Genomic DNA, 24,759 nt, shown 5'->3' with positions numbered 1-24,759 from the left:
GGCAGTTGCCCCCTACACGCACCGCATTCCTACGCCGGGCCCCGCCACGCCGCCGACCGCAGCGAGCGCCGCACCACCGTGGCCAGCGGGCGTTCGGCGTACCGCTGGAGGACGTAGCTCAGGGCGATGAACGCGAGGGTGCTGCCGACGACCAGCAGCCACGGGTCCATCCGCCGGCCGAAGGTGTTCGCCAGCCAGATGCCCACGCTGTAGTGGATCAGATAGAGCGGGAAGGTCAGCCGGCCCGCGGTGCCCAGCCAGCGCCAGGTGATGCGGCGGGTCCAGCCGAGCGCGACCGCGCCGACCAGAGCGAAGATCACGGTGACCGCGAGCACCAGGGCACCCTTGTTCGGCGACCACTCCTGCCAGTCGATCCGCCCGCCGCTGGACGCCAGCAGGAACTGCACGGCGAGCAGCCACGACATGCCCACGATGCCCCACAGCAGCGGCGAGGGCCGGAACCGGTACATCAGGTGGAAGGCCAGACCGGCGATGAAGTACGGCGCCGAGACCGGGTTCACCAGCGTCGTCATCAGCGGGTTGTCCGCGGCCGGGGCCAGCACCGCGGCGACCGTCCAGGCCCCGCAGAACAGCACCACCCGGCGGTAGCTCACCCCGCGCCACACGACGACGGCGAACATCAGGTAGAAGCACAGCTCCGGCCAGAGCGTCCAGTACACCGCGCTCAGGTCGGACACCCCGAGCGGGGTCTGCAGCATGGTCATGTCGGCCACCACGGTACGCAGCGCCGGCTGGCCGAAGGGGGTGTCGACCGTGGTCAGGAACAGCGCGGTGAGCAGGACCGCGATCCAGTACATCGGGTACAGCCGGGCGACCCGGGCGATGAAGAAGTCCCGCGGCGAGCGCCCCCAGCCGCTCATGGCGATGACGAACCCGCTGATCACGAAGAACAGCTCCACGCCGAGCCGCCCGAAGGCGAAGTAGCTGTGCGCGACGGGGAAGACCTCCTGGTACGGGCGCCCCCAGATCCGCTGGAAGGTGGCGGGCACCTGGCCCACGAGATGGAAGAAGACCACGACGAGCGCGGCGAGGAAGCGCAGCCCGTCGAGCGCCGCCAGCCGCTCGCCCTGCCGGGCTGCGGGTGCGGGCCGCGCGGCCGACGGGAGGGACGGCGGTGTCGTGCGGGACGAGGGGGACGTCGGCGGGGACGGCAGCGGCGACGGGGGCAGCGGATCGTGCACGCGGACCGGCTTCCGGGTCCGCGCGTGCTCGATCTCCCGCTGGTCGATCGTGGCCATCGTGCCGGTCCTCCTCGCGTCGGGGGCGATTGCCCCCGTGCGGCGCAGAGGACACGTGGTGCCCTGCCCGCTGCCCCCAAGGGCATGCAAAAGCGTGGAGAAAGCAACGAAATGCCGGAATTGTATGCCTGGTTCGCGGGTACGAGGAGAAGCCGCTCTCAGGCGGACAGCAGCGCCCGGAACGACGGCCGCAGCGCCTCGTCGTAGCGGCGCAGCAGCAGCTCGGCCACCTCGGGCGCCGCGCCCAGCACCGGGGCGAGCAGATCGGCGCCCGCCTCGCGGGCGCCGCGGGCGATCCGGTCCGGCAGGAAGCCGGGCGCGATCACATACGGCGCGACCGCGATCCGGCGGACACCCTCGGCGCGCAGCTCGCGGACGGCGTCCTCGGTGCGCGGCAGGGATGCGGAGGCGAACGCGGGCCGCACGGCGCACCAACCGGTGTGCCGCCACTCCCGCGCGATTTCAGCGATCACCGCGCTCGCCTCCGGGTCGGTGGAGCCCGCCGAGGCCAGCACGATGCCGGTCGACGAGCGGTCGCCGGGCCGCAGCCCGGCGTCGTACAGCCGCCGCTCCAGGGCGGCGGTCAGCAGCGGCGACGGGCCGAGCACGTCGGCCTGCCGGATCCGCAGCCTGGCCGGTGCCTGGCGCAGTACGGCCGGGATGTCGGCCTTGGCGTGGAAGGCCCGGGTCAGCAGCAGCGGCAGCGCCACCGCGTCGCGTACGCCGTCGGCCGCCAGCCGTTCCAGGACCCGCGGCACCGAGGGCGCGCAGAAGTCCAGGAACGCGGTGTCCACCCGCAGTCCCGGCCGGGCCGCCCGTACCGCTTGCGTCAGGGCGCGCACGGTCGCGGCGTGCCGCGGATCGCGGGAGCCGTGCGCGATGACGAGCAGCGGGGGCGACTGGCCGGGGCGCACTACTGGCTCCTCGCCGACAGCCCGCGGCTGCGCAGCACCCAGCGCTCCAGGGGACTGAAGATGATCTGGTCGATGGCGATGCCGACGAACAGGATCAGCAGGATGCCGAGGAAGACCCCCGCCATGTCCGAGGACTCCCGCATGTTCTCCAGGTACCGGCCCAGGCCCACGCCCAGGTCGGGGGAGGAGGCGATCAGCTCCGCGGCCATCAGCGAGCGCCAGGAGAACGCCCAGCCCTGCTTGAGGCCCGCGATGTAGCCGGGCAGCGCGGCGGGCAGCAGGATGAACCAGGCGCCGCGCAGCCCGGTCGCGCCGATGGTGCGGCCCGCCCGCAGATACAGCGGCGGCACCTGGTCGATGCCGGACACCAGGCCGTTGGCGATCGACGGGACCGCGCCCAGCAGGATGACCGCGTACATGGTGGAGTTGTTCAGGCCCAGCCAGATGACGGCGGCCGGCACCCACGCCACCGACGGCAGCGACTGCAGCCCGGACAGGATCGGGCCGATCGCGGCCCGCACGAACGGCACCCGGGCCACCAGCAGGCCCAGCGGGGTGCCGATGGCCAGCGCGGCCAGGAAGCCCAGCAGGCCGTGCTCGACGCTGGTCCAGATGATGGAGAACAGGTCGCCCGCCTGCCACCGGTCGGACAGTTCCTGGCCGACCGCCGAGGGGCTGGGCAGCTTCGTCGGGTCGGCGAGCTTCGCCCACACCGCGAGCTGCCAGACCACTAGCACCAGCACGATCGCCGAGATCGGCGGCAGCACCTTCTTCAGCAGCAGCTCGCCGATCGGCGAGCGCTGGACCTGTACGGTCTCCAGCGCGTCAAGACCGGCCTCCAGGCCCGACATGTCGTGCCGGACCCCGGGCGCCGCCTTCTGCGCCGGGACCGCGGCGTCAGCGGTCGTCGCCTCGTCCTGCCCGGCGGCGCTGCCCGTGGGCTCCGTCTCAGTGCTGGCCATGGCGGCGGATCTCCCCACGCAGTTCTTCGGTGATCTCGACGGACAGGTCGGCCACGGCCGCGTCCTCGATACGGCGCGGCTGCGGGATGTCGACGGTCCACTCGCGGGCGATCCGCCCGGGGCGGGACGACATCAGCACCACCCGCTCGGCCAGCCGTACCGCCTCGCGCACGTTGTGCGTCACGAACAGCACCGACAGGTCCGTCTCGGACCAGATCCGGGTCAGCTCGTCGTGCAGCACGTCACGGGTGATGGCGTCCAGCGCCGCGAACGGCTCGTCCATCAGCAGCAGCTGGCTGTCCTGGGCGAGCGCCCGGGCCAGCGCCACCCGCTGCCGCATACCGCCGGACAGCTCGTGCACCCGCTTGCCGTAGGCGCCGCCCAGCCGCACCAGGGAGAGCAGCCGCTCGGCCTCCGGGCGGCGCTCCTCCCGCGGCACCCCGCGCAGCCGCAGGGCGAGTTCGATGTTCTTGCCCGCCGTCAGCCAGGGGAACAGCGCGTGCTCCTGGAACATCAGCGCGGGCCGTCCGCCGGACGCGTCGATCGTCCCGGCGGACGGCTTGTCGAGACCGGCCACCAGATTGAGCAGGGTGGACTTGCCGCACCCCGAGGCCCCCAGGAGGCAGACGAACTCACCCGGACGTACATCCAGGGTGATGTCGTCCAGTACGAGCTGCTGTGCGCCGGGCCTGCCGAACGCCTTCGACACATGGTCGATTCGCGCGGCGTACGCAGCGGGTTCCGTGGCCTGTGCCACGGCGCTGGTGAGAGTGTCGGCCATCGGTGTCACCTCCTGGGGGTCCTGATCATTGGACGTGCGGACTGTTCGGTGCGAGCAAACAGTGCTGGTGCGGGGCTACTGCTTGCCGAGCCCCGCCGCGTCCACGGTCGGCTTGCCAGCCGCCTTGAGGACCTTGTTGAGCAGCGTGAGGTCGTACAGGCCGTTCAGGTCGGGCTTCTTGAGCAGCCCCGCCGACACCGCGTGCGCGGCCTCCTGGTTCGCCGTGGCGGCCAGCGGGTCGTCGAGGAGCTGGATGGACTGCCAGGCCGGGTCGAGGACCTTGGCCGGCAGCGCCTTCTGGGTGAGCCGCTTGAGCTGCTCGTTGGCGTCCGCCTTGGCCTTGTCGGGGTTGGCCGCGATCCAGGCGTTGGTGTTCACCGAGCCCCGCAGCACCGCCTCGACGACATCGGGGTGCGCGGCGAGGAACTTCTGCGACACGATCACATTGGTGATCACGAACTTCTTGTCGGGCCACAGCGTGCTCTCGTCGAGCAGCACCTTCGCGCCCTCGGCGACCAGCTTCGAGGCGGTCGGCTCCGGCACCCACGCCCCGTCGATCGACCCGTTCTTGTAGGCGTCCGGGGTGATCTTGTTGTCGGTGCGGACCACCGACACATCGCCCTTGCCACTCTGCGCGTCGACCTTCCAGCCCTTGGACGCGATCCAGTTCAGCAGCGCCACGTCCTGGGTGTTGCCGAGCTGCGGGGTGGCGATCTTCTTGCCCTTGACGTCGTCGAGCGTCTTGATCTTGGCCGGGTTGACGACCAGCTTCACACCGCCCGAGGCGGAGCCCGAGATGATCCGCAGGCTGGTGCCGTTCGATTTGGTGTAGCCGTTGATCGCCGGGGAGGGGCCGATCCAGCCGATGTCGATCGAACCGGCGTTGAGCGCCTCGATCTCCGCGGGCCCGGCGTTGAAGGTCAGTTCCTTGATCTTCGTGGCGCCCAGTTCCTTCTGGAACAGGCCCTCCTTGAGCCCGACCAGCGGAGTGGCGTGGGTCAGGTTCGGGAAGTAGCCGATCTTCACCTCGTCGGCGGAGAGCTTCTTCGTACCGGCGCTGGCGACCGGCGCGGGCGACGAGTCGGAGGAGTCGTCCTTCTTGGAGCCGTAGCCGCAGGCGGCGAGCGCGCCGATCAGGATCGGCAGGGTGGCGGCCGCGGCGATGAGTCTGCGGCGGACTGCTGGACGGTGCTGGGCAGACACGGGCGTGTCCTCTCGTAAGGCCCGGCGTGTCGCGCCCGTCTAGGAGGGCGCGGCCGGAGGGTCGTCAGGTCTTCGAAAGCGGTGCTGCGGGCCGCGTGCGACACGGCCGGGGCGTACGGCGGCGGTCGCGTTGCACACGCGAACCGCTGCCATCGGAGTCAGCGCACACATCGCGCGACCCCGCCCGTCCCCGCGCCGAGCGCGCCGCTGCCGACGCGGCCGCCCTCCTTCGCGAATCCCGAGAAGGCATCCTGATCCATCGTCAGAAGTCCCATCCGTCGTCGTCGGCCGCCGTCGGGACCTTCACCTCGGCGAAGGCCTCTCCGGCCATACCGGCGGTCAGCGTCGTGCCGTCCGCCGGGTCGATCAGCAGGAAGGAGCCGGTCAGCCGCGAGTCGGCGTACGCGTCCAGCGGCAGCGGCTCCGCGGTCCGCAGCTCCACCGCGCCGATGTCGTTGACCTCCAGCTCCGCCGGGTCGTTCTCGTGCGCCAGACCGTGCGAGAGGTCGATCCGGTACGGCAGCGCCTTGACGATCGCCTTCACCGTCCGGGTGGCGTGCTTGAGCAGCACCCGGTCGCCGATCCGCAGCGGACGCTCGTGCAGATGCGCCACGGTGGCCCGTACGTCCTGGGTGGTGGCCGGCGCCGTGGCGGTCTGCGCGATCAGGTCGCCGCGCGAGATGTCCAGGTCGTCGGCGAGCAGCACGGTGACGGACTGCGGCGCCCACGCGGTGTCGACGCTGCGGCCGAGCGCGTCGATCCCGGCGATCGTGGTGGTACGGCCCGACGGCAGCACCGTCACCGCGTCGCCGACCCGCAGCAGCCCGGAGGCGATCTGGCCCGCGTAGCCCCGGTAGTCGGGGTGCTCCGCGGTCTGCGGCCGGATCACGTACTGCACCGGGAAGCGCGCCGGGCAGCCGGTGAGGTCATGGCTGACCGGCACCGTCTCCAGGTGCTCCAGCACCGTCGGGCCGCCGTACCAGTCCATGTGCGCGGACGGCTCCACCACGTTGTCACCGGCCAGCGCCGAGATCGGGATGGCGGTGATGTCCGGCACGCCGAGCGCCGCCGCGTACGCGGTGAACTCCTCGGCGATGGCGGCGAAGACCGGCTCCGCGTAGTCCACCAGGTCCATCTTGTTGACCGCGAGCACCACGTGCGGCACCCGCAGCAGCGCCGCGACCGCCGCGTGCCTGCGGGTCTGCTCCACCACGCCGTTGCGCGCGTCGACCAGCACCACGGCGAGCTCGGCGGTCGAGGCGCCGGTCACCATGTTGCGGGTGTACTGCACGTGCCCCGGGGTGTCGGCCAGGATGAACCGGCGCCGGGCGGTGGCGAAGTAGCGGTAGGCCACGTCGATGGTGATGCCCTGCTCGCGCTCGGCGCGCAGGCCGTCGGTGAGCAGCGCCAGGTCCGGGGCCTCCTGGCCGCGGTCCTGCGACACCCGCTCGACCGCCTCCAGTTGGTCGCTGAGCACCGACTTGGAGTCGTGCAGCAGCCGGCCCACCAGCGTGGACTTGCCGTCGTCGACGGAGCCCGCGGTGGCGAAGCGCAGCAGGGTGGTCGCCGACAACTGCTCGGCGGTGAGGGGGTTCACGGTGCCGGTCATGGTTAGAAGTACCCCTCGCGCTTGCGGTCTTCCATCGCGGCCTCTGACATCTTGTCGTCGGCGCGGGTGGCTCCCCGTTCGGTCAGCCGGGACGCGGCGATCTCGGTGATCACGGCGTCGAGCGTGGTGGCGGCCGAGTCGACGGCGCCGGTGCAGGACATGTCGCCGACGGTGCGGTAGCGCACCATCCGGGTCTCGACCGGCTCGCCGTCCTTGGGGCCGCCCCACTCGCCCGCGGTCAGCCACATCCCGGACCGGCTGAACACCTCGCGCTCGTGCGCGAAGTAGATCTCCGGCAGCTCGATGCCCTCACGGGCGATGTACTGCCACACGTCCAGCTCGGTCCAGTTCGACAGCGGGAACACCCGGACGTGCTCGCCCGGCGCGTGCCTGCCGTTGTAGAGCTGCCACAGCTCGGGGCGCTGCCGGCGCGGGTCCCACTGCGAGAACTCGTCGCGCAGCGAGAACACCCGCTCCTTGGCGCGGGCCTTCTCCTCGTCGCGCCGCCCGCCGCCGAAGACCGCGTCGAAGCGCAGCTTCTGGATCGCTTCGGTCAGCGGCACCGTCTGCAGCGGGTTGCGCAGCCCGTCGGGGCGCTCGCGCAGCCGGCCGTCGTCGATGTAGTCCTGCACCATCGCGACATGGAGCCGCAGCCCGTGCTCGGCGACCGTGCGGTCGCGCAGCTCCAGCACCTCGGGGAAGTTGTGCCCGGTGTCCACGTGCAGCAGCGAGAACGGCACCGCGGCGGGCGCGAACGCCTTGAGCGCCAGGTGCAGCATGACGATCGAGTCCTTGCCGCCCGAGAAGAGGATCACGGGCCGCTCGAACTCGCCCGCCACCTCCCGGAAGATGTGCACGGCCTCGGACTCCAGCGCGTCCAGGTGCGACAGCGCGTACGGGCTGTCCGTCGGCACCACGGCGGTCGTCGTCATATCGCCAGTCCCCTCTCGACAAGCAGAGCGTGCAAGGTGTCAGCCGACTCCTGGACCGTGTGGCCTTGCGTCTCTATCCGCAGGTCCGGGTCCTCCGGGGCCTCGTACGGGTCGTCCACGCCGGTCAGACCGGTGAGTTCGCCCGCGGCCTGCTTGGCGTACAGCCCCTTCACGTCGCGGTCCGAGCAGACCTCGACGGGAGTGGCGACATGCACCTCCACATAGCCGGTGCCCTGCGCCTGGTGGCGCTTGCGGACCGCCTCGCGGCTGTCCGCGTACGGGGCGATGACCGGCACGAGCACCTTCACACCGTGCGAGGCGAGCAGCTCGGCCACGAAGCCGATCCGCTGCACATTGGTGTGCCGGTCCTCACGGCTGAACCCGAGGCCCGCCGAGAGGAACTCGCGGATCTCGTCGCCGTCGAGCACCTCGACGCGGTGTCCCTCACCGCGCAGCCGCTCCGCCAGCGCGTACGCGAGCGTGGTCTTGCCCGCGCTCGGCAGACCGGTGAGCCATACGGTGGCTCCGGTGCCCATGTCGAACTCCTGGTGTGTCATCAGAGGTGGATCCCGCACTCGGTCTTGCCCAGACCCGCCCAGCGCCCGGAGCGGGCGTCCTCGCCCTCCAGCACCCGGCGGGTGCAGGGCGCGCAGCCGACCGAGGCGTAACCGTCCATCAGCAGCGGGTTGGTGAGGACCCCGTGCTCGGCCACGTACGCCTCCACGTCGGCCTGCGTCCAGCGGGCTATCGGCGCGATCTTGACCTTCCGCCGCTTGGCGTCCCAGCTCACCACCGGGGTGTTGGCGCGGGTCGGGGACTCGTCGCGGCGCAGCCCGGTCGCCCAGGCGTCGTAGTCGCGCAGGCCCTGCTCCAGCGGGGCGACCTTGCGCAGCGCGCAGCACAGGTCGGGGTCGCGGTCGTGCAGCTTCGGCCCGTACTCGGCGTCCTGCTCGGCGACGGTCTGCCGCGGGGTGAGCGTGATGACGTTCACGTCCATCACCGCCGCGACGGCGTCCCGGGTGCCGATGGTCTCGGGGAAGTGGTAGCCGGTGTCGAGGAAGACGACGTCGACGCCGGGCAGCGCGCGCGAGGCGAGGTGCGCGACGACGGCGTCCTCCATCGAGGAGGTCACGCAGAACCGCGGCCCGAAGGTCTCGGCGGCCCAGCGCAGCACGTCGAGCGCGGACGCCTCCTCCAGGTCGCGGCCCGCCTGTTCGGCGAGCCGCTGCAGTTCCTCCGCGGTGTGCCGGGGAGTCGAGGTGGTGGTCACGAAGCGCCTCCATCGGTCGAATCGGACTGCGGTCCCCTGGACAGCAGTCCGAGGAACCTCACCTGGAATGCGCGACTGCACGCCCGGCATTCCCATGTGCCGTGGCCCTCCTCCGAGGGACGCAGGTCTTCGTCCCCGCAGTAGGGGCAGTAGAACGGCGCGGCCCGCTCGCTCATGACAGCGCCTCCTCGGACGCCCGCGCCGCCCACTGGGCGAACCGCTCGCCGTCGGTGCGCTCGGCCTGGAACCGGGTGAGCACCCGCTCGACGTAGTCCGGCAGTTCGGCCGCGGTGACCTTCAGCCCGCGCACCTTGCGGCCGAAGCCGGGCTCCAGTCCGAGGCCGCCGCCCAGGTGCACCTGGAAGCCCTCGGTCTGCTGCCCGTCGGGGCCGGTGACGAGCTGGCCCTTCAGACCGATGTCGGCGGTCTGGATACGGGCGCAGGAGTTGGGGCAGCCGTTGATGTTGATCGCGATCGGCTCGTCGAAGTCCGGCAGCCTGCGCTCCAGTTCGTCGATCAGGGACGCGCCGCGCGCCTTGGTCTCGACGATCGCCAGCTTGCAGAACTCGATACCGGTGCAGGCCAGCGTGCCGCGCCGGAAGGACGACGGGCGGACCTGGAGGTCGAGCGACTCGAGCCCGGACACCAGCGACTCGATCCTGGACTCCTCGATGTCCAGCACCAGCATCTTCTGGTCGGTGGTGGTCCGCAGCCGGTCCGAGCCGTGGTCCGCGGCCAGCGCGGAGATCTTCGTCAGCGTGGTGCCGTCGATCCGGCCGACCCGCGGGGCGAAGCCGACGTAGTAGCGGCCGTCGTTCTGCTGGTGGACGCCGATGTGGTCGCGCCAGCGCTCCTGCGGCAGTTCGGGCCCGGGGCCGTCGACCAGCGCGCGCCCCAGGTACTCGTCCTCCAGCACCTGGCGGAACTTCTCCACGCCCCAGTCGGCCAGCAGGAACTTCAGCCGGGCGCGGGAGCGCAGCCGCCGGTAGCCGTAGTCGCGGAAGATGCCGACCACACCGGCCCACACCTCCGGGACCTCGGCCAACGGCACCCAGGCGCCCAGGCGCTCGCCGAGCCGCGGGTTGGTGGATAGCGCGCCGCCGACCCACAGGTCGAAGCCGGGGCCGTGCTCGGGGTGGCGCACGCCCACGAAGGCCACGTCGTTGATCTCGTGCACCACGTCGAGCAGCGGCGAGCCGGAGACCGCGGTCTTGAACTTGCGCGGCAGGTTGGAGAAGTCCTTGCTGCCGATGTAGCGGGTCTTGATCTCCTCGATCGCGGGCGTGCCGTCGATGATCTCGTCGGCGGCGATCCCGGCCACCGGGGAGCCGAGGATGGTGCGCGGGGTGTCGCCGCACGCCTCGGTGGTGGACAGTCCGACCTCTTCGAGGCGGCGCCAGATCTCCGGCACGTCCTCGATCCGGATCCAGTGGTACTGCACGTTCTGCCGGTCGGTGATGTCGGCGGTGCCGCGGGCGAACTCCTGGGAGATCTCACCGATCACCCGCAGCTGCGCCACGGTCAGCCGGCCGCCGTCGATCCGGACCCGCATCATGAAGTAGCGGTCGTCCAGCTCCTCCGGCTCCAGGATCGCGGTGCGGCCACCGTCGATCCCGGGGCGGCGCTGGGTGTACAGACCCCACCAGCGCATCCGTCCGCGCAGGTCGGCGCCGTCGATGGAGTCGAAGCCCGCCTTGGAGTAGATCGTCTCAATACGTGTCCGTACGTTGAGACCGTCGTCGTCCTTCTTGGTCTGCTCGTTGGCGTTGAGCGGAGTGAAGTGGCCCTTGGCCCACTGGCCCTCACCGCGGTGCCGCCTGGTCTTGCGACGCGCGGCGGGGGCCGCGGCGGGGTCGCCCGAGGCCGGAGTCTGGGGGAGGTCAGGGCTGGAAGCCATGGCGATGCGTCCTTCGGGCAGGCTCGAATACGGTCGAAACAGCGCGGAAGAACCCGTTGGCCTGGGGAATCACAGGGCTGCGGTGCGCAGCGGGCGGCGGCGGGTCACTCCCGGGCATCCACGACGACGGGGATGGCGGAGGTTGGGGCAGTGCGGTCAGCCCGCCGGACAGATGGCGCTGGACACGCGGCAGAAGTCGACGTGCGGCCGACCTACCAAGGCGATTCCAGTGCGCGACATGACGGAAGCGTGGCATGCGGGTCTCGGGAGAGTCCACCGCTATCCACTATGTGGACCAGATAATCTCAGTTACTGAGACACTGTGTCCTGTGTCACGGTGCTCTCCGTGACGGTGTCGAACACCCGGAAGCCGCGGCGCTGGTAGTTGGCCAGCGCGTGCGGCCCGTCGAGCGAGCAGGTGTGCACCCACACCCGGGTCGTCGCCCCGCGCCCCTCCCACCGCTCGCCCAGGTCCCAGGCGCGCCGCACGCCGTACGACAGCAGATGGCCGCCGAGACCGCGGCCGCGGAACTGCGGCAGCAGCCCGAAGTACACGATCTCCACCACGCCGGCGTCCTGCGCGCCCAACTCCACGTAACCGGCCGGGGTGCCGTGCTGGTACGCCACCCACACCTCGGTGCCCGGCTCGGCCAGATGGTCGCCCCACCGCTCCCGCGTCCACGGCAGCCGGTCCGTCCACGCGCAGTCCGCGCCCACCGCCGTATAGAGGAACCGCCCGAACTCCCCGGAAGCGACCTCCGCCCGCACGACCGCCACCCCTGCCTCCCCCGGCGGCACGGCCGCCGCCCGCAGCTCGTCGGCGGCGTTCATCTCCAGGGACCAGGTGGTCAGGGCGGTGCTCATGGCCTCACCTTATGCGGCGCCCCAGGACACCCGGTGGCCGGATGTCGCGCATCGGCCGGAGGCGGCCTCTTGACGCTGCCGCGGCGGGTCCGTTTCCATGGTCACCGTCCGGACACACACCGTAACCGCCGAGTGGGAGCCCGGGGTGAGGTCAGCGGCGGGCCGCCAGGACGGCCGGCGCCAGGGAGTGGGGGAGGAGGTCCAGCGGATGCTGTGGGCGTACGAGTTGGACATCCACCCCGTCGGCGAAGCGGTAGGGGCGGTGCGCGAGGACACCGGCGAGATTGCGCCGCAGCCGGGAGAGTTCGGCCCGTACGGTGACGGTGCGGGTGGGGTCGCCGAACAGGTCGGCCGCCAGCTCCGCCGCGGTGCGGCCGCCGCGGTGCACGGCCAGCACGAACAGCAGCTCCGCGTGGCGCGGGCTGAGCTGCTGCGCCCAACTCCCGGCGGCGCCCGTGACCGTCACCAGCCAGCTGCGCGGGCGGCTCACGTCCAGCACCACCCGGCTGGCCGCGGGCGCCCGCTCCCGGCCGCCGATCCTGATCAGCCAGCCGCCGGGCAGCGGTTCCAGCACGCACAGCCCGAGCGACGGCAGCCAGCTCTGCCCGGCCCGCACGGTCGGGGGCAGCGCCACCCGGTCCGGCGGCGCCATCCCGGTCACCGCGGCGGTCCAGCCGTTGCGGTCGACGGCCAGCGCCTGGCCCTCGAACCGGGCGAGCAGCGGCGCCGCGATCGACCGCAGCCGGTTCACCGCCGCCCAGTGCCGGTTGCGCAGCTCGCCCTCGGCGACCCGGGCGACCGCCGACACCAGCGACAGGGTCGCCGGGTGCACGGTCGCGGCGGGCCCGCTCACGTCCACCACGCCCAGCAGCCGCCCGTCGCGCGGGTCGTGCAGCGGCGCGGCGGCGCACGTCCAGCCGTGGTGGGTACGGACGAAGTGCTCGGCGGAGTGCACCTGCAGGGGCGTACGGGTCACCAGCGCCGTGCCGATCGCGTTGGTGCCGACCACGTCCTCGGACCAGGACGCGCCCTCGGCGAAGCCGAGCCGGTCGGCGCTCTTGCGCACCGCCAGGCTGCCGTCCCGCCACAGCACCCGGCCGTCCGCGTCGGTGACGACCATGATGTGCCAGGCGGCGTCCGCGACCGAGACCAGGCCCTCGCGCAACAGCGGGAGCACGTCGCCGAGCGGCGTGGACTGCCGCCGGTGCTCGATCTCCTCGGTGCTCAGCAGGCCGTTGTGCCGGCCGATGTCAGGGTCGACGCCGCGGCGTTGGACGCGCTCCCATGACGCGCCGATCACTGCCCGCGGCGGCGTGGGCGGGATCTCACCCGCAAGAGTGGCCTCGCGGACCGAGGCGAGCAGGTGCGCGGAGGCGCGCACGTCCATCGAGTCCAGCCCTCCGGACTCGATCGGTAGCTGAGTCACCGCACCCCCGCCCTGCCGGAAACGGTTGCAACGGGATGCAACCGTTGCGAGCGTACGCGACTTCGACGGACAGTGACGCCGCGTCACCGTACCGGCGCGGGTCAGAGAGCCCCACATGACCGGGGGTGGTGCCGAGTCGGCGCGGCGCCACCCTCTGCAGGCGCGGCAGCGGAAACCTTTCTCCTGGCCCACCCCCGGGGCCGGGGACGGCACCGCTGCCGCGCCGTTTTGCGCCTACCCCTCGGGCTGCCGCCCGAGCCCGTCCCCGGGACCTTCCCCTGGCGGGGTCCCCCAGCCTTCGGCCGGGAGGTGCCCCCATCGCGCAGTTCCCCGCGCCCCTTCGGGGCACGGTCCGGCACCCCGGAACGGTGCCTCTGCGTCGCGGGTTGCGGTGATGTAGCCAGCGAGCCAAAGGCGGCGCCGGTGTTGAAAGGGAGAACGCGCGGAGTTCCCCGAGGAACGAGGGGATCGAGCACGATCGACCGTCGACACCGGGTCTAAGCCGCCGGAGGCGAGAGGGCGGCAAAAAAGGGGCTGATGCCGTACCGAATCCGGAAGCCCCGAGCCCCTTCCCCGCACCCCCACCCCCGGGGCGCCCTCAGTCCTCCACCGGTGCTGCCCTGTTCACGATCGCCTTCAGGTCCAGGGTCGGGGGGAGGGTGCCGAAGGTGGTGCCCCAGTCGCCGGAGAGGCGGGAGGCGCAGAAGGCGTCGGCGACGGGGGGCGGGGCGAAGCGGACGAGGAGGGAGCCCTGGAGGACCAGGGCCATGCGCTCGACGACGCGGCGGGCGCGCGCCTCGAGGTGGCTGAGGTCGGAGAGTTCGGTGAGGAGGTCCTTGATCGCGCCGTCGAGCCGGTGGTCGGCGCCGCGGGCGAGGCCGATCTCGCTGAGGAAGGCGTTCAGGGCCTGCGGCTCGCGCTGGAGAGCGCGCAGCACGTCGAGCGCCTGGACGTTGCCCGAGCCCTCCCAGACGGAGTTGAGCGGCGACTCGCGGAACAGCCGCGGCATCCCCGACTCCTCCACGTAGCCGTTGCCGCCCAGGCACTCCAGCGCCTCGGCCGCCACCACCGGACACCGCTTGGTCACCCAGAACTTGGTGACCGCCACCGCGAGCCGCCGGAACGCCCGCTCCTGCTCGGTGTCCGTGTCGCACGCCGCCGCCAGCCGCAGCACCGTGGCGGTCGCCGCCTCCGACTCCACGGCCAGGTCCGCCAGGACGTTCCGCATCAGCGGCTTGTCGATCAGCGGCCCGCCGAAGGCACTGCGGTACGTGGCGTGGTGCACCGCCTGCGCCACCGCCTGCCGCATCAGCGCGGCGGAGCCGAGCGCGCAGTCCAGCCGGGTCGCCGCCACCATCTCGATGATGGTGGCCACCCCGCGCCCCTCCTCGCCGACCCGGCGCGCCCAGGTGCCGTGGAACTCCACCTCGGAGGAGGCGTTGGAGCGGTTGCCGAGCTTGTCCTTCAGCCGCTGGATGGCGAAGGCGTTACGGGTGCCGTCGGGCAGCACCCGCGGCAGCAGGAAGCAGGTCAGACCGCCGTTCCCGGCGGAGACCGCCTGGGCGAGCACCAGGAAGCCGTCCGACATCGGCGCCGAGCAGAACCACTTGTGCCCGGTCAGCGCGTAGGCGCCCTCCTCCGCCAGCGGTTCCGCCCGGGTGGTGTTCGCCCGCACGTCGGAGCCGCCCTGCTTCTCCGTCATGCCCATCCCGAACAGCGCCCCGGGCTTCGCGCCGGGAGCCGCCAGCCGCGGATCGTAGACCCGTGAGCCCAGCCGCGGCTCCCACTCGGCGGCCAGCGCCGGGTCGGTGCGCAGCGCGGGTACCGCGGCATGCGTCATCGACACCGGGCAGCCGTGCCCGGCCTCGGCCTGCGACCAGACCAGGAACCCCGCCGCACGCCGCACATGGCCGTCGGGGCGCGACCACGCGTCGGTCAGTCCCGCGGACACCGCGTGCCCGAGCAGTCGGTGGTACGACGGGTGGAAGTCCACCTCGTCGATCCGGTTGCCGTAGCGGTCGTGGGTGCGCAGCACGGGGGAGTAGGTGTTCGCCTCCTCGCCCCAGCGCTGTGCCTGGGCGGAGCCCGCGGCCCGGCCGAGCGTGCTCAGCTCGTCGCTGATCTCGTCCAGCCGGGCCGGGTCGACATGGCGGGCGACGGCCTCGGTCAGGGCGCTGTCGGTGGCGTAGACGTCGTGGCCGACCAGCGGCGGAGCCTGGTTGGTCACCGTGTGGGTGAGGGCTGTCATGCCAGCTAACGTAAGGGGGTGCAAGCAGCAGAAGGAAGAACCCATCGGCGACCTGGCCGCTGGCGCCGGGCGCGGGTGCTCTACCGCAACGTCTCCAAGCGCAAGGTCGCGTGGCTGCTGCTGAAGGACACCGTCAACTCCTGCATGGAGTACCGGGTCACCGGACTGGCCGCGGAAGCGGCCTTCTTCGTGCTGCTCTCGCTGCCGCCGCTGCTGCTGGGGCTGGTCGGTGCGCTGGGTTACGTCGACACCATTGTCGGCCTCGACACCATAGATCACATCCGCCACAACATCCTCAAGGCATCGGCCACCGTGCTGTCCGACAAGGGCGTCAACGAACTGGTCAAACCCCTGGTCGACGACGTCTTCCACGGCCGCCGCCCCGATCTGATCTCGCTCGGCTTCCTGATCGCCCTGTGGTCCGGCTCGCGGGCGGTCAACGTCTTCGTCGACACCATCACGATCATGTACGGGCTGGAGGGCCGCCGCGGCATCGTCAGGACCCGGCTGATGTCGCTGGCCCTCTACGTCGTGGCGCTCATCCTGGGCGCGGCCGTGCTGCCGCTGATCGTGGCCGGGCCCAACACCGCGGTCGAGGTGCTGCCCGGCGGCGCGGGCACCGTGAACCTGCTGTACTGGCCGATCGTGCTGGTGGCCTCCGTCGCCTTCCTCACCACGCTCTACCACGTGTCCGTGCCGGTCAGATCGCCCTGGTACGAGGACGTGCCGGGCGCCCTGATCGCGCTGTTCATGTGGGTGGGCGGCAGTTTCGTGCTGAGGATCTACCTCACCCACACCGTGGAGGGGCCGACGATCTACGGGTCGCTGGCCGCGCCTGTCGCCGTACTGCTGTGGATCGGGGTGTCGGCCTTCGCGGTCCTGGTGGGCGCCGCGGTCAACGCCGCCGTGGACCGGGTCTGGCCGTCGCTGGCGACCGCCGCGGCCCGCGAGGAGAACGCCAGGCTGCGCGAGGCCGCCGCCGCGGAGGTGGTGGCCCAGGCCGCGGCCCGCCGCGCCGCCCGCGCGCACTTCGCCGACGACGAGATGGGTCCCGAGGAGGACCCGCCCGCGGAGTTCCCGGAGCGCTGGGCCGGGTTCCTGCCGCACGCCGATGTGCGCTCCCGGCTGCGCCGCCCGCGCCGCCCGGCAGCGGACCAGCCCGCGCCCGTCGTGCCCGCGCCGCCCCCGAGGCCGCCGCAGCCCCCGCCCCCGCCGCCCCCGCCGCCCCCTCCGCAGCGCCCGCCGTCCCCGCCGTACTTCTGACCGTCTTCTGACGGCGGCCGGGAAAGGGGCACCATGGAGGTATGTACGAGGAACGCGCCGCCCTGGTACCGGGTGTCATCGTGTGGACCCGCGACGACGACGGCTGCGGCAGTGGCGAGTACCGGGTGCTGCCCGACGGCTGCATGGACCTGATCTGGCACGACGGCGCGCTGCTGGTCGCCGGGCCCGACACCGTCGCGCACCTGTCCGCCGACCGTCCCGGCAGCGCGTACGCGGGACTGCGCTTCGCCCCCGGCGCCGGTCCCCGGGCACTCGGCGCGCCCGCCCGCGAACTGCGCGACCAGCGGGTGCCGCTGGACGCCCTGTGGCCCGCGCGGGCTGCCCGCGCACTCGCCGACCGGGCGGGCGGCGGCGACCCGGCGGCGGTCCTGGAGGAGTGGGCGGTACGGCGGACGCACGAGACCGGCCCCGCCGACCCGCTGTCCGCGGGGGTGGCGGCGGGGCTGCGCGCGGGCCGCCCGCTGTCCGCCGTCGCGGCCGGTACGGGGCTGGGGGAGCGGCAGTTGCGCCGCCGCTGCGAGGCGGCCTTCGGCTACGGGCCCAAGACCCTGGCCCGGGTGCTGCGGATGCAGCGGGCGCTCGCGCTGGCCCGGCGCGGCACCGCCTTCGCCGAGGTCGCACTGCGCGCGGGCTACGCCGACCAGGCCCACCTCGCCCGCGAGGTGAAGGCGCTCGCGGGCGTACCCCTAGGGCGGCTGCTGCGGCCCTGACGCCGACGCCGAGAACGGCCTGCGGCCCGGCGATCTCAGCCCTGCGGCTGCCCGTCGCCCGTGTCCGACGCCGCGAAGAGGTCGACGCCGTTGCCGTCCGGGTCGAGGAGCGCGGCGTAGCGCTGGCCCCAGAAGGCGTCCCACGGCTCCAGATGGCCGGGGTGGCCGGCCGCGGTCAGTTCGGCGTAGACCGCGTCGACCCCCGCCGGGGTGCCGCAGTCGAAGGCGAGCGAGACGCGGGTGCCGGTGGCCGGGGTCCAGCTCGGGTCGAAGGACTGGACGGTCTTCACGGTGTCCCAGGCCAGCCGCAGGCCGCCGGGGAGGGCCGCTTCGACATGCGGCTCGCCGTCCGCCTCGGCGGGCACGTCGATGCCCAGGCGGCGGTAGAAGGCCAGTGAGGCCGCCATGTCCGCGACGACCATGCCGATCAGGTCAATACGGGGTACGGGTGCGTTGCGTGCTGTCATACCGACCACGCTAGGCCGCACCCGTACCGGCCGTCTTGAAGGAATCGGACACGCGCCCTTACGTCATTTCGTGAGGTCGACCCGTATGGTCATCAGCCCCGTGCCCAGCACCCGCGCCAGCGCGCTGTTGACGCGCGGCAGCATCTTCATCCGGGCGATGGGGTCGTCGTCCGGCATCGGGTACGCGGTGCCGGTGTACCAGCGGCCGTGGTGCCGCAGCCGCACTTCGGGGTTCTTCTCGATGTTGCGCACATAGTTGGCGCGGTGGCCGTGCGCGGCGACGAACCAGAAGGTACGGCCCACCCTGCGCCCGCCGATCGGTGTACGGCGGGCCAGTCCGGACGTGCGGCCGGTGGTCACCAGAACCGTCTGCAACGGGTTCCTGATCATCAGCGGATTCTCGGTCCGCCGCTGGATCGAGGTGATGACCTGGAACTTCTTCTCCTTGCTGGGGGACACGTGCGGTGCTCCCATCAGTCTCGACATGAGGCTCAACTGCCGTTGATCGTATGGGAGTTGAAGCGCCGCCGCGAGGGTGCACCGCTGCCCCGCGGCGGCGCCGCACCGACCGGGGCGGGCGGTGTCAGCTCCTGGTCGAGTACGACCGGGCGCCGGTTCCGGCAAGGCCGCCGCCCGCCACGGCCCCGGCGGGCTGCGGGTACCAGACGTCTCCCGCGTACCCGGCGAGACGCCCGTCGCGCAGCGCCCGGTCGGCCGCGTCCCGGTCGCAGATCCGCGCGCGGGCGGTGTTGATCAGATACGCGCCGCGCTTCATCCGCCCGATCATCGCGTCGTCGAACAGGCCCTCGGTCTCCGGGTGCAGCGGCGCGTTGATCGTCACCACGTCGCAGTGCGGCACCATGTCGGCGGCCGTGGGGTGGAAGGTCAGGTTCAGCTCCTTCTCGATGTGCTCCGGCAGCCGCTGCCGGTCGAAGTAGTGCAGCTTGACGTCGAACGGCGCCGGCCTGCGCAGCACCGCCAGCCCGATCCGGCCCGCCGCGACCGTACCGACGTGCATGCGCTGGTCAGCAGCGAGGCCGCGGTCGTCGCGGTGGGGATGGCGCCCATCCGCAGGGTGCCCGCGAGGCCGCCGCGCATCGCCGACAACTCCTGCTCCAGCGCGTCCCGTTCGGCCAGCACCTTGTGTGCCCAGGCCAGCACCCGCTCGCCCTCGGGGGTGAGCCCCTCGAAGCGCCGCCCGCGCCGCACGATCGGCGCGTCCAACTCGTGCTCCAGCTTGCGGATCGCGGCCGACAGCGACGGCTGCGACACGTAACAGGCCGCCGCGGCGCGGGCGAAGTGACTCCCCCAGAGCCTTCGGCCTGGGAGGTACCCCCAGCGGGCCAGGGCCACCAGATATTCGAGCTGGCGCAGCAGCATGGTGACAGTGTGCCCGTCAGGCGGGATAGGCGTGCGTCTGGGCGGCCTTGACCGTCGCCCACACCACCGCGTCCGCGTGCAGGCCGAGTTCGGCGACGGCCACCGCCGTCAGGTCGGCGGTCAGCGGGAGTTCACCGGCCACCCCGGTCAGCGCCACCCGGATCTGGTCGCCGTGCGACTCCAGCCCGTCGATCCTGGCCTGCCAGGCGTTGCGCGCGCTGGAGTCCGGACGGTCGCGCTGGAGGGTGACCGCGCTCGGCGGGAAGGCCACGAAGACCGGTCCCGACAGCTCCTCCGTGCTGGTCATGGTGAGGCCGGGACCGAGCACGACACTGTGCCCCTCGGCCTCGCCCTGGTAGAGGTTGAGCCCGACCAGCCGGGCGATGTAGTCGGTGCGCGGGCGGCGGGCGATCTCGGCCGGGGTGCCCTCCTGGACCACCTGGCCGCCCTCGATGACGACCAGCCGGTCGGCGAGCACCATCGCGTCCAGCGGATCGTGGGTGACCAGCACCGCCACCGCCTCGAACGCGGCCAGATGGCGGCGCAGTTCGGCCCGTACGTCCAGCCGGGCGCGGGCGTCGAGTGCCGCCAGCGGCTCGTCGAGCAGCAGCAGCCGCGGCTCGGTGGCCAGCGCGCGGGCCAGCGCGACCCGCTGCGCCTGCCCGCCCGACAGCCGCCGCGGCTTCACCTGCGCGTGGTCCGACAGCCCCATCCGGTCCAGGAGTTCGGCCGCGTGGGCGCGCGCCTCGGCCTTGCCGACGCCCTGGCAGCGCGGCCCGAACGCCACGTTGTCCAGCGCCGTCAGATGCGGGAAGAGCAGGTAGTCCTGGAAGATCACTCCGACCGGGCGGTCCTCGGGCGCCACGCGCCGCCGCCGCGCCGGGTCCTCCAGCTCCCGCCCGTCGAGCCGCAGATGGCCGCCGGTCAGCGGGGTCAGCCCGGCCAGGGTGCGCAGTGCGGTGGTCTTGCCCGCGCCGTTGGGCCCGAGCAGCGCCAGTACCTCGCCGGGCGCCACCGACAGCCGTACGTCCAGCCGGAAGCTCCCCCGGTCCAGCAGCAGATGGGCGTCGAGGCCGGGCGCGCCACCGGCCACGCCCCGCTCCTTCTCCTTCGTGAACCGGTTCACGCGGCGGCCGTCCAGCGTTCCCTGAGCCCGGCGAGTACGGCGATGGACACCGCGAGCAGCACCAGGCTCAGTGCGATGGCCGCCTCCGGGTCGTCCTGGAGCGCGAGGTAGACGGCCAGCGGCATCGTCTGGGTGCGGCCGGGGAAGCTGCCCGCGAAGGTGATGGTGGCGCCGAACTCGCCGAGCGCCCGCGCCCAGGCCAGTACGGCGCCGGCCGCGACCCCGGGTGCGATCATCGGCAGCGTGACCCGCCGGAAGGCGGTGAAGCGCGAGGCGCCCAGCGTGGCGGCGGCCTCCTCGTAGCGCACGTCGGCGGCCCGTAGCGTGCCCTCGACGCTGATCACCATGAACGGCATCGCCACGAACGCCTCCGCCACGACCACCCCGGCCGTGGTGAACGGCAGGGTGATGCCGAAGGCCGAGTCCAGCCAGCGGCCCACGATGCCGTTGCGGCCGAGCGCCAGCAGCAGCGCCACACCGCCGACCACCGGGGGCAGCACCAACGGCAGCGTCACCAGCGCCCGTACGAGCCCCCGCCCGGGGAAGGCCGTGCGGGCCAGCAGCCAGGCCAGCGGCACCCCGAGCACCAGTGAGACCGCGGTGGCCAGGCTGGCGGTCTGCAGCGACAGCCGCAGTGCCTGCCAGACGGCGGCGCTGGTGAGTTCCGAGGGCAGGCTGCTCCAGGGCGCCCTGACCAGCAGCGCGACCAGCGGCAGCAGCAGGAAGACCAGTCCGAGCAGCGCGGGCAGCAGCAGGGGGAGCGGCACGCCGTGCCCCCGGACACGCGGGCGCCGCGGCCGTCCCCCCGGGCCCCCGGTGTGCGGGGACTCCAGGAGATCGGCCGCGGCGCCCGCGCGGTCGCCGTCCGTCACGGCTTGAGGAAGCCCGCCGCGGACAGCACCTTCTGGCCCTCGGCCGACTGCACGAACGCGATGAACGCGTCGGCGCCCGCGGCGTTCTGCGCGTTCTTCAGCTTCACGATCGGGTAGGTGTTGATCGCCGAGGCGGACTCGGGGAACTCGACGCCCGTGACCTTGCCGCCGGCGGCCTGCACGTCGGTCTTGTAGACGACGGACGCGTCGACCTCCTTCAGCTCCACCTTCGTCAGCGCCGCCTTGACGTCCGTCTCGTACGTGACCGGAGTCAGCGTCAGGTGGCTGGCGGTCAGCGCCTTCTGCGCGGCGGCGCCGCAGGGCACCGTCTTCGCGCAGAGCGCGACCTTCACCCCGGACTTCGTCAGGTCCTTGAGCGAGGCGATCTTGTCCGGGTTGCCGGGCAGCGTCGCGATCTCCAGCTGGTTGCGGACGAAGGTGGCCGGGGTGCCGTCCGCGTCCTTGGCGTCCGTGACCGTCTTCATCGTCTTCGGGCTCGCCGAGGCGAAGACATCGGCCGGGGCGCCGGAGGTGATGCTCGCCGCGAGCGTGTCGCTGCCGCCGAAGTTGAACGTCACCTTGGAGCCCGGATACGCCGCCTCGAACTCCTTGCCCAGCGTCGTGAAGCTCTCCTTCAGCGAGGCCGCGGCGAAGACGGTGACCGTGCCGGTGACCTTCTGCGAGCCCGCCGAAGCGCTCGTCGTGGTGCCGCCAGGAGTGCCGGAAGAGGTGCTGTCCGACTTCTTGTCCGACGAGGAACAGGCGGTGAGCGCCAGCAGCACGGCAGACGTGCCGACGGCGAGCTGCAGGGCGCGACGCCGCGCGGTACGGGTTGTCACAGGAGTTCTCCCTCTCTGCCGCGCACAGACGCGCGGGTTCACGCGAAGCGGTGGTGCGCGGAGGAGACCCGCGGGGGGTCCGCGCTGACCCCCGTCATGACCTCGGCAGAAGCCGTGATCTCACCGATCCGGTACGTGTGCATGTGTCGATCATAGTGACGTATCTGCGAGGCGTAAGTCTGCTGTCGCATTGCATAAGCTCAACAATCCGGCACATGCCGCTCGCTTGTGCGATCACACGATTGCGTGTCGGCCCCCGCACCTGCAGATGCCAGCCGGGTGTGCCATGAGCGACCGCAGAAGTGCGGGATCGACCGGATTCCGCTCGCTCCTGCGGCATATCCGACCGCGGGGTCGGGAATCAGACATGAGTGGAACTGACCGGCGACATCGCGCGCCCCCTCCGCCTCACGGTCGCCGACCTGCGCGACTGGCCCGAGCACGAGGCCGACGTCAGCTTCGACTGCGCCAGCAGCGGCATCCAGCACCACCACTTCCGCGGCCCGCTCCTCTACGACGTGCTGCGTGCCGCCCGCCCGGCCTTCGACCCCGCCAGCCGCCGGGAGCGGCTGCGCTTCCTGATCGCCGTCACCGGCCTCGACGGCCATCTCGCGCTGCTGTCCTGGGCCGAGATCGACCCCGACTTCGGGCGTGCCCCCGTCCTGCTCGCCACCCGTATCGACACCACCCCGCTCGACGCGTACGGCCCCCAACTCGTGCTGCCCCAGGACCGCTGCGGGGCCCGCCACATCAGTGCGATCTCCGCGATCCGCACGACCTCGCACCCCGGATGGCACCCCGGATCGCACCCCGGCGGAAAATAGCTGGCGCCCGATCAGGGAGGGGCGCTACGGTACGGGCGTTGTCTGCGGGGCCCGGTCGGGCCGCCGTGGTGACCCGACGGAGAAGACCTGGGAGGTGTTGACCGATGACTGTCATTGCGCTGGGCGCTGCCCGCATTCGCCAGTACATCCACTCCACCCCCGTGGTCTCCGGCTGACCTCACCTCTTCCTTCCGCGCCCGTGCGCGCGGTGCCGGGGCCACCCATCGAAGGGTCTCCCCTTGTCTTCGTCTTCTCTCACCGCCCCGTCCGCCTCCTCGCACCCCCTCGCCTCGTACGGCTGGGACGAGGAGTGGGCGGAGCGGTTCGCCTCACACGCCGGGCAGGGACTGCTGCCCGGCCGTATCGTCCGGGTCGACCGGGGGATGTGCGACGTCGTCGTCCCCGGTGACGCGGGCGGACTCGTCACCCTGCGCGCCGACACCGATCCGGTGCACTCGCCCGATCCGACACGGGTGGCGTGCACCGGCGACTGGGCGGTGGTCGACCCCGACCCCGCGCAACCCAAGGGCCCGTCGGTACGGGCACTGCTGCCGCGGCGGACCGCCTTCGTCCGCTCGGCGTCGTCCAAGAGGTCCGAGGGCCAGGTGCTCGCGGCGAACATCGTCCACGCGGTGATCGCGGTCTCGCTGGCGGCCGAACTCGACCTCGGACGGCTGGAGCGCTTCCTCTCCCTGGCCTGGGAGAGCGGCGCGCAGCCGCTGGTCGTCCTGACCAAGGCCGACCTGGTGCCCGACACCACCCATCTGCTGGCCGACGCGGAGGCCGCCGCGCCCGGCGTCCAGGTACTGGTGGCCAGCGCCGCGACCGGCGAGGGGCTCGATGTGCTCGGGGCCGTCCTGGCGGGCGGCACCGCGGTGCTGCTCGGGCAGTCGGGCGCGGGCAAGTCCACGCTGACCAACGCCCTGTTGGGGCGCGAGGTGCAGGAGGTGCAGGCCACCCGGGACGCCGACGGCAAGGGCAGGCACACCACGACCACCCGCGACCTGCTGCCGCTGCCCGGCGGCGGCGTGCTGATCGACACCCCCGGGCTGCGCGGCGTCGGGCTCTGGGACGCCGAGGCCGGGCTCACCCAGGTGTTCTCCGAGATCGAGGAACTGGCCGCCGACTGCCGGTTCCAGGACTGCTCCCATGTGTCCGAGCCGGGCTGCGCGGTACTCGCCGCGCTGGAGGACGGCAGGCTGCAGCACCGCCGGCTGGAGAGCTACCGCAAGCTGCTGCGGGAGAACGCGTGGATCGCCTCACGCACCGACCAGCGGGCGCGCGCCGAGATGCGGCGCGTATGGAAGGAACGGTCCGCCGCGGGACGCGAGATGTACCTGCGCAAGCGGGGCGGCGGCGGTGGCCACCGCAGGGTCTACTGACCCGGGATCAGCCGTACTGACGCGCCGTCATCCGGCGCCGCCACCGGGACGTTGTCCGTGGCGGCGCCGGACCGCGATCGGGCTGCCCGCGCTCCAGAACGAACCGACGACGACGGCGACCACGAGTGCCACGATCACAATGCCGAGAATCACGGTCATACCTGACCTCCGCGTATCCGTGCGGCCTTCACCGCACCCTCACGTTCGCTGCCTGTTCGTGACCTTCCCTTTGCCCGGCGTTTCCAACCCACAGATCACACACAGGAGTTCGGATCGGCCCCGGCACCCGCCGTGGCCTGCGAAAACCCGGCTCCGGGGTGAGCTACGCCGCAAGGCCCGAACCGCCCGCTAGGCGGAGGCGCGCACCACGAGCTGCGTCGGCGTGACGATCGAGGAGGGGGCGGGGACGGAACCCCGGGTGGCGGCCGGGGGTTCGATGGCGCGCAGCAGGAGGCGGGCCATGAGGCGGCCCATTTCCTCGATGTCCTGGCGGATGGTGGTCAGGGGCGG

At 72.3% G+C, this 24,759-nt stretch carries 26 protein-coding genes and 2 pseudogenes; 4 read left to right on the top strand and 24 right to left on the bottom strand.

The window, feature by feature from the left end; all coding sequences use genetic code 11:
• Positions 1 to 29 precede the first annotated feature (29 nt).
• The 15 genes from AB0M29_RS10200 to AB0M29_RS10130 all read right to left on the bottom strand — a co-directional run bounded on the left by AB0M29_RS10200 (position 30) and on the right by AB0M29_RS10130 (position 15,365).
• Positions 30 to 1,259, bottom strand: coding sequence for an acyltransferase (locus AB0M29_RS10200; protein WP_365381628.1), 1,230 nt, complete (start codon positions 1,257 to 1,259; stop codon positions 30 to 32).
• Between the two features lie 158 nt (positions 1,260 to 1,417).
• Positions 1,418 to 2,173 (bottom strand): sirohydrochlorin chelatase, encoded by a 756-nt coding sequence (locus AB0M29_RS10195; protein WP_365381627.1) that lies wholly within the window; start codon positions 2,171 to 2,173, stop codon positions 1,418 to 1,420.
• Positions 2,173 to 3,135, bottom strand: a complete 963-nt coding sequence (locus tag AB0M29_RS10190) for an ABC transporter permease (RefSeq protein ID WP_365381625.1) — start codon at positions 3,133 to 3,135, stop codon at positions 2,173 to 2,175. The genes AB0M29_RS10195 and AB0M29_RS10190 overlap by 1 nt, the downstream gene beginning before the upstream one ends.
• Positions 3,122 to 3,916, bottom strand: coding sequence for an ABC transporter ATP-binding protein (locus AB0M29_RS10185; protein WP_365381623.1), 795 nt, complete (start codon positions 3,914 to 3,916; stop codon positions 3,122 to 3,124). The genes AB0M29_RS10190 and AB0M29_RS10185 overlap by 14 nt, the downstream gene beginning before the upstream one ends.
• Positions 3,917 to 3,991: 75 nt before the next feature.
• Positions 3,992 to 5,119, bottom strand: a complete 1,128-nt coding sequence (locus tag AB0M29_RS10180) for an aliphatic sulfonate ABC transporter substrate-binding protein (RefSeq protein ID WP_365381621.1) — start codon at positions 5,117 to 5,119, stop codon at positions 3,992 to 3,994.
• Positions 5,120 to 5,381: 262 nt separating this feature from the next.
• Positions 5,382 to 6,728, bottom strand: a complete 1,347-nt coding sequence (locus AB0M29_RS10175) for a GTP-binding protein (RefSeq protein ID WP_365381620.1) — start codon at positions 6,726 to 6,728, stop codon at positions 5,382 to 5,384.
• 2 nt (positions 6,729 to 6,730) lie between these two features.
• The gene (cysD, locus tag AB0M29_RS10170; protein WP_365381618.1) at positions 6,731 to 7,660 is read right to left on the bottom strand and encodes a sulfate adenylyltransferase subunit CysD; all 930 of its coding nucleotides are present in this window, start codon (positions 7,658 to 7,660) and stop codon (positions 6,731 to 6,733) included.
• Positions 7,657 to 8,217 (bottom strand): adenylyl-sulfate kinase, encoded by a 561-nt coding sequence (gene cysC, locus AB0M29_RS10165; protein WP_365381616.1) that lies wholly within the window; start codon positions 8,215 to 8,217, stop codon positions 7,657 to 7,659. Before cysC ends, cysD begins: the two co-directional genes overlap by 4 nt.
• The gene (locus AB0M29_RS10160; protein WP_365381615.1) at positions 8,217 to 8,930 is read right to left on the bottom strand and encodes a phosphoadenylyl-sulfate reductase; all 714 of its coding nucleotides are present in this window, start codon (positions 8,928 to 8,930) and stop codon (positions 8,217 to 8,219) included. The genes cysC and AB0M29_RS10160 overlap by 1 nt, the downstream gene beginning before the upstream one ends.
• Positions 8,927 to 9,106, bottom strand: a complete 180-nt coding sequence (locus AB0M29_RS10155; RefSeq protein ID WP_365381613.1) for a hypothetical protein — start codon at positions 9,104 to 9,106, stop codon at positions 8,927 to 8,929. Before AB0M29_RS10155 ends, AB0M29_RS10160 begins: the two co-directional genes overlap by 4 nt.
• Complete coding sequence (locus tag AB0M29_RS10150; RefSeq protein WP_365381611.1) at positions 9,103 to 10,827, bottom strand: nitrite/sulfite reductase; 1,725 nt, start codon at positions 10,825 to 10,827, stop codon at positions 9,103 to 9,105. The genes AB0M29_RS10155 and AB0M29_RS10150 overlap by 4 nt, the downstream gene beginning before the upstream one ends.
• Before the next feature lie 156 nt (positions 10,828 to 10,983).
• Positions 10,984 to 11,067 (bottom strand): putative leader peptide, encoded by an 84-nt coding sequence (locus AB0M29_RS10145; protein WP_322899662.1) that lies wholly within the window; start codon positions 11,065 to 11,067, stop codon positions 10,984 to 10,986.
• Positions 11,068 to 11,136: 69 nt separating this feature from the next.
• Positions 11,137 to 11,691, bottom strand: coding sequence for a GNAT family N-acetyltransferase (locus AB0M29_RS10140; RefSeq protein WP_365381610.1), 555 nt, complete (start codon positions 11,689 to 11,691; stop codon positions 11,137 to 11,139).
• Positions 11,692 to 11,842: 151 nt separating this feature from the next.
• Complete coding sequence (locus AB0M29_RS10135) at positions 11,843 to 13,117, bottom strand: GAF domain-containing protein (protein WP_365381608.1); 1,275 nt, start codon at positions 13,115 to 13,117, stop codon at positions 11,843 to 11,845.
• A 598-nt stretch (positions 13,118 to 13,715) separates the two neighbouring features.
• Positions 13,716 to 15,365, bottom strand: coding sequence for an acyl-CoA dehydrogenase family protein (locus AB0M29_RS10130; protein ID WP_365381606.1), 1,650 nt, complete (start codon positions 15,363 to 15,365; stop codon positions 13,716 to 13,718).
• An 18-nt stretch (positions 15,366 to 15,383) separates the two neighbouring features.
• Here AB0M29_RS10130 and AB0M29_RS10125 point away from each other — a divergent pair, with 18 nt between their 5' ends.
• Together AB0M29_RS10125 and AB0M29_RS10120 are read left to right on the top strand one after the other, a co-directional pair.
• Positions 15,384 to 16,628: a YihY/virulence factor BrkB family protein gene (locus AB0M29_RS10125; protein WP_365381604.1), complete on the top strand. Its 1,245-nt coding sequence runs from the start codon at positions 15,384 to 15,386 to the stop codon at positions 16,626 to 16,628.
• Positions 16,629 to 16,669: 41 nt separating this feature from the next.
• A complete protein-coding gene (locus AB0M29_RS10120) occupies positions 16,670 to 17,359 on the top strand; it encodes a helix-turn-helix transcriptional regulator (protein ID WP_365381602.1) in 690 nt (229 codons plus the stop codon).
• A gap of 35 nt (positions 17,360 to 17,394) precedes the next feature.
• On the opposite strand, the gene AB0M29_RS10115 is transcribed toward AB0M29_RS10120, so the two are convergent.
• The 7 genes and pseudogenes from AB0M29_RS10115 to modA all read right to left on the bottom strand — a co-directional run bounded on the left by AB0M29_RS10115 (position 17,395) and on the right by modA (position 22,043).
• Positions 17,395 to 17,826 carry a VOC family protein gene (locus tag AB0M29_RS10115; RefSeq protein WP_365381600.1) on the bottom strand — a complete coding sequence of 144 codons (432 nt, stop codon included), beginning with the start codon at positions 17,824 to 17,826 and terminating at the stop codon, positions 17,395 to 17,397.
• Positions 17,827 to 17,889: 63 nt separating this feature from the next.
• Positions 17,890 to 18,285: a nitroreductase/quinone reductase family protein gene (locus tag AB0M29_RS10110; protein WP_365381598.1), complete on the bottom strand. Its 396-nt coding sequence runs from the start codon at positions 18,283 to 18,285 to the stop codon at positions 17,890 to 17,892.
• A gap of 124 nt (positions 18,286 to 18,409) precedes the next feature.
• Positions 18,410 to 18,844, bottom strand: a pseudogene (locus tag AB0M29_RS10105) (NAD(P)-dependent oxidoreductase); the annotation flags it as partial.
• 2 nt (positions 18,845 to 18,846) lie between these two features.
• Positions 18,847 to 19,206: pseudogene (locus AB0M29_RS10100) on the bottom strand (LysR family transcriptional regulator); the annotation flags it as partial.
• Positions 19,207 to 19,222: 16 nt separating this feature from the next.
• Positions 19,223 to 20,332, bottom strand: coding sequence for an ABC transporter ATP-binding protein (locus AB0M29_RS10095; RefSeq protein ID WP_365381597.1), 1,110 nt, complete (start codon positions 20,330 to 20,332; stop codon positions 19,223 to 19,225).
• Positions 20,329 to 21,204 carry an ABC transporter permease gene (locus tag AB0M29_RS10090; protein WP_365381595.1) on the bottom strand — a complete coding sequence of 292 codons (876 nt, stop codon included), beginning with the start codon at positions 21,202 to 21,204 and terminating at the stop codon, positions 20,329 to 20,331. The genes AB0M29_RS10095 and AB0M29_RS10090 overlap by 4 nt, the downstream gene beginning before the upstream one ends.
• The gene (gene modA, locus AB0M29_RS10085) at positions 21,201 to 22,043 is read right to left on the bottom strand and encodes a molybdate ABC transporter substrate-binding protein (protein ID WP_365381593.1); all 843 of its coding nucleotides are present in this window, start codon (positions 22,041 to 22,043) and stop codon (positions 21,201 to 21,203) included. Before modA ends, AB0M29_RS10090 begins: the two co-directional genes overlap by 4 nt.
• 371 nt (positions 22,044 to 22,414) lie before the next feature.
• On the opposite strand from modA, the gene AB0M29_RS10080 reads away from it, so the two are divergent.
• Positions 22,415 to 22,867: a molybdopterin-dependent oxidoreductase gene (locus AB0M29_RS10080; RefSeq protein ID WP_365381591.1), complete on the top strand. Its 453-nt coding sequence runs from the start codon at positions 22,415 to 22,417 to the stop codon at positions 22,865 to 22,867.
• Positions 22,868 to 23,106: 239 nt separating this feature from the next.
• Entirely contained in the window at positions 23,107 to 24,249 is a 1,143-nt protein-coding gene (rsgA, locus tag AB0M29_RS10075; protein WP_365381590.1) for a ribosome small subunit-dependent GTPase A, read from the top strand.
• Positions 24,250 to 24,276: 27 nt separating this feature from the next.
• Here the strand turns inward: rsgA and AB0M29_RS10070 are convergent, their stop codons facing one another.
• Positions 24,277 to 24,408: a hypothetical protein gene (locus AB0M29_RS10070; protein ID WP_365381588.1), complete on the bottom strand. Its 132-nt coding sequence runs from the start codon at positions 24,406 to 24,408 to the stop codon at positions 24,277 to 24,279.
• 189 nt (positions 24,409 to 24,597) lie between these two features.
• Positions 24,598 to 24,759 (bottom strand): substrate-binding domain-containing protein (locus tag AB0M29_RS10065; protein ID WP_365381946.1); only part of this gene is annotated, 162 nt, incomplete at its 5' end.

This window comes from Streptomyces sp. NPDC051976 (assembly GCF_040680795.1).
In the GTDB taxonomy this organism is placed as follows: domain Bacteria; phylum Actinomycetota; class Actinomycetes; order Streptomycetales; family Streptomycetaceae; genus Actinacidiphila.
Note: the sequence above shows the minus strand (reverse complement) of the source record. Positions and strands in the feature narration are given on the sequence as shown.

What these genes read in the sequence shown, in the direction of transcription:
- AB0M29_RS10150 (WP_365381611.1), bottom strand. Translation starts at nt 10,827, where the DNA reads ATGGCTTCCAGCCCTGACCTCCCCCAGACTCCGGCCTCGGGCGACCCC.
- AB0M29_RS10185 (WP_365381623.1), bottom strand. Translation starts at nt 3,916, where the DNA reads ATGGCCGACACTCTCACCAGCGCCGTGGCACAGGCCACGGAACCCGCT.
- AB0M29_RS10175 (WP_365381620.1), bottom strand. Translation starts at nt 6,728, where the DNA reads ATGACCGGCACCGTGAACCCCCTCACCGCCGAGCAGTTGTCGGCGACC.
- AB0M29_RS10130 (WP_365381606.1), bottom strand. Translation starts at nt 15,365, where the DNA reads ATGACAGCCCTCACCCACACGGTGACCAACCAGGCTCCGCCGCTGGTC.
- AB0M29_RS10200 (WP_365381628.1), bottom strand. Translation starts at nt 1,259, where the DNA reads ATGGCCACGATCGACCAGCGGGAGATCGAGCACGCGCGGACCCGGAAG.
- AB0M29_RS10120 (WP_365381602.1), top strand. Translation starts at nt 16,670, where the DNA reads ATGTACGAGGAACGCGCCGCCCTGGTACCGGGTGTCATCGTGTGGACC.
- cysD (WP_365381618.1), bottom strand. Translation starts at nt 7,660, where the DNA reads ATGACGACGACCGCCGTGGTGCCGACGGACAGCCCGTACGCGCTGTCG.
- AB0M29_RS10155 (WP_365381613.1), bottom strand. Translation starts at nt 9,106, where the DNA reads ATGAGCGAGCGGGCCGCGCCGTTCTACTGCCCCTACTGCGGGGACGAA.
- AB0M29_RS10140 (WP_365381610.1), bottom strand. Translation starts at nt 11,691, where the DNA reads ATGAGCACCGCCCTGACCACCTGGTCCCTGGAGATGAACGCCGCCGAC.
- AB0M29_RS10115 (WP_365381600.1), bottom strand. Translation starts at nt 17,826, where the DNA reads ATGACAGCACGCAACGCACCCGTACCCCGTATTGACCTGATCGGCATG.
- AB0M29_RS10190 (WP_365381625.1), bottom strand. Translation starts at nt 3,135, where the DNA reads ATGGCCAGCACTGAGACGGAGCCCACGGGCAGCGCCGCCGGGCAGGAC.
- AB0M29_RS10070 (WP_365381588.1), bottom strand. Translation starts at nt 24,408, where the DNA reads ATGACCGTGATTCTCGGCATTGTGATCGTGGCACTCGTGGTCGCCGTC.
- cysC (WP_365381616.1), bottom strand. Translation starts at nt 8,217, where the DNA reads ATGACACACCAGGAGTTCGACATGGGCACCGGAGCCACCGTATGGCTC.
- AB0M29_RS10145 (WP_322899662.1), bottom strand. Translation starts at nt 11,067, where the DNA reads ATGTCGCGCACTGGAATCGCCTTGGTAGGTCGGCCGCACGTCGACTTC.